Source organism: Mangrovimonas sp. TPBH4, from assembly GCF_001280505.1.
Classification (GTDB): domain Bacteria; phylum Bacteroidota; class Bacteroidia; order Flavobacteriales; family Flavobacteriaceae; genus Mangrovimonas_A.
The window spans coordinates 1-3,171 of record NZ_LBIO01000018.1 but is presented as its reverse complement, the minus strand read 5'-3'; the positions used below and the strand labels follow the sequence as shown (position 1 = coordinate 3,171).

Here is a 3,171-nt window from a genome sequence, read left to right as displayed (position 1 = left end):
GAATTGCTGGAGACGATTATACAATGGCAGCATGTTCTGACCAGGCTTCCGTAGACCAGGCGTTTGCCGAGTGGGTTGCCCTGGGCAGCATCACGGGTGGCTGTAACCTGATGGTTGAAGTGACCAATCCGGGGGCACCTGATGCCTGTGGTGGTTCAACCGAAGTAATCTGGACAGCTACCAGCGACTGTGGGGCACCGTTATTGCTGAGTTCGACCTTTACGGTAGAGCCTGCACCAGAGGTTATTGCTAATGCACCTTCTGACGTTACGATGGAGGCTTGTTCTGACCAAGCATCGATTGACCAGGCGTTTGCCGAGTGGGTTGACTTGGGCAGTATCACCGGAGGCTGTAACTTGGAAATCACAATAGACAATCCAGGAGCACCGAGTGCCTGTGGCGGAAAATCTGATGTTACCTGGACAGCGACAAGTGATTGTGCAGAAACCATTATCGGAACGGCGACTTTTAGCGTGCTTCCTGCACCAGAGGTTTCCTTCAATGCACCAGACGATTATACAATGGCAGCATGTTCTGACCAGGCTTCCGTAGACCAGGCGTTTGCCGAGTGGGTTGCCCTGGGCAGCATCACGGGCGGCTGTAACCTGATGGTTGAAGTGACCAATCCGGGGGCACCTGATGCCTGTGGTGGTTCAACCGAAGTAATCTGGACAGCTACCAGCGACTGTGGGGCACCGTTATTGCTGAGTTCGACCTTTACGGTAGAGCCTGCACCAGAGGTTTCCTTCAATGCACCAGACGATTATACAATGGCAGCATGTTCTGACCAGGATTCCGTAGACCAGGCGTTTGCCGAGTGGGTTGCCCTGGGCAGCATCACCGGTGGCTGTAACCTGATGGTTGAAGTGACCAACCCAGGGGCACCTGATGCCTGTGGCGGTTCATCGGAAGTTATCTGGACAGCTACAAGCGACTGTGGGGCACCGCTGTTGTTGAGTTCGACCTTTACGGTAGAACCGGCACCTGAGGTTTCCTTCAACGCGCCAGAGGATTATACAATGGAGGCCTGTTCCGACCAGGCTTCGATCGACCAGGCGTTTGCCGAGTGGGTTGCCCTGGGCAGCATCACGGGCGGCTGTAACCTGATGGTTGAAGTGACCAACCCAGGGGCGCCTGATGCCTGTGGCGGTTCATCGGAAGTTATCTGGACAGCGACAAGCGACTGCGGGGCACCGCTGTTGTTGAGTTCGACCTTTACGGTAGAACCGGCACCTGAGGTTATTGCAAATGTACCTTCTGACGTTACAATGGAGGCCTGTTCAGACCAAGCATCGATCGACCAGGCATTTGCCGAGTGGGTTGACTTGGGCAGCATCACCGGAGGTTGTAACCTGATGGTTGAAGTGACCAACCCAGGGGCGCCTGATGCCTGTGGCGGTTCATCGGAAGTTATCTGGACAGCGACAAGCGACTGCGGGGCACCGCTGTTGTTGAGTTCGACCTTTACGGTAGAACCAGCACCTGAGGTTTCCTTCAACGCGCCAGAGGATTATACAATGGCAGCCTGTTCCGACCAGGCTTCTATCGACCAGGCGTTTGCCGAGTGGGTTGCCCTGGGCAGCATCACGGGCGGCTGTAACCTGATGGTTGAAGTGACCAACCCAGGGGCACCTGATGCCTGTGGCGGTTCATCGGAGGTTATTTGGACAGCTACAAGCGACTGTGGGGCACCGCTGTTGTTGAGTTCGACCTTTACGGTAATAGGAGATACTACACCTCCTATGCTAGTTGGTCCAATTCCAGAAGGGATTTCAGATATTGATGCTTGTTTCAGTGATGTTCCAGAAGGACCAACTGCAGATGAAATTGCAGCTATTTATGAAGATAACTGTGGAGATGTATTTGTAGAAAAATTGCCTTCAATTGTTGGGGATGACTGTAAGTGGATAGCGCTTTATGAGTTCATAATATCTGATGCATGTGGTAATACATTGCCTCCTCTTAAAATTTACTATAATGGAGGAGATCAAACACCTCCAGTCATTGATTTGCCAATGATAGATCCTATTTGTAATGATGAATTCCCAGAAGCCCTTAAGGCGAATTGGGTAGATAATTGTTCAGGTGAAGGAGAAGTAACTGCATATTTAAGTGATACAACTATGGATGGTTGTGTTGAATATGGTACTTATGTGTTTGAGGTATCTGATGCATGTGGTAACATGGCTCAAGAGATTTTAACCCTTGAAAGAACCGTTGAGAAGTACACGGGTAATTGTGAGACTGCTTTTGGTAGAGATCCAAACAGTAACACATGTTTCCTTCAAGACGGATTTAATCGTTGGGGATGGACTAATTATTATGAAGCAGAGGGTGCTTATACCATGGATCTTTATGCAGGAGCTGGACAATGTAATTTGTCAAGTGGTACTCTTGCCGGAGATGTGGTGGTAGAATATCTGGATGGATACGTTACCGTATACTTTGACATTGCTAGTGGATTTGGAATGAGTGAAGCCCAGGTTTATGTGGGGTGTAATCCTTATCCAACCAAGAATAATGGAGCTTATACAGTAGCACCAGGGCAGTATAACTTTAATGCAGGTGCTATGGAGTATATGACAAGTTATACCGTAGGACCAATTGAGGCGAGCGGACCAATTTATGTGATAGCTCATGCAGTGGTTTGTGAAGCGATTTGTCAATGTGGTGAAGGAGCTTCTGGAGAATATATGCCAACTGGAGCAGCTATAGATTGTGAAGATGAAGTAGTGGAGCCTGAGCCAACGGTTGGAGTATCCAGTATAGACTTTGTTGCTTATCCTGTTCCATTTGATAAGGAGGTTAATATTTCGTACTTGTTTGAATTTGAAACTGACGTAACTATTGAATTGTTTGACACAAGAGGAATTGTAATCTTAAGTGAAACCAATAGAAGTTATGTTAAAGGATTTAAAGATAAAACAACCTTTGATTTATCTAGAATTCCTAATCAAATGTTCTACGTGAAGTTAACAACCAGTCAAGGTACTGTTACTAAGAAAATTGTTTCCTCATCATTGAAGGAGCGTAAAAACTAAAAGTTTAATTTAAAAATGAAAGGGAGGCAAAATTAGCCTCCCTTTTTTATTAGTCTCAGTTTAGGATTCAATACCCATGCACTAAAAGTGTAGAGTAGTTTAGCTTATTATAAATGAATTGCATAAACAA

At 47.3% G+C, this 3,171-nt stretch carries 1 protein-coding gene; it reads left to right on the top strand.

Going from position 1 to position 3,171, the window contains the following annotated elements; genetic code table 11:
* Positions 1 to 3,041 (top strand): T9SS type A sorting domain-containing protein (locus ZA05_RS00465; protein WP_231632361.1); only part of this gene is annotated, 3,041 nt, incomplete at its 5' end.
* Between the last annotated feature and the right edge of the window lie 130 nt (positions 3,042 to 3,171).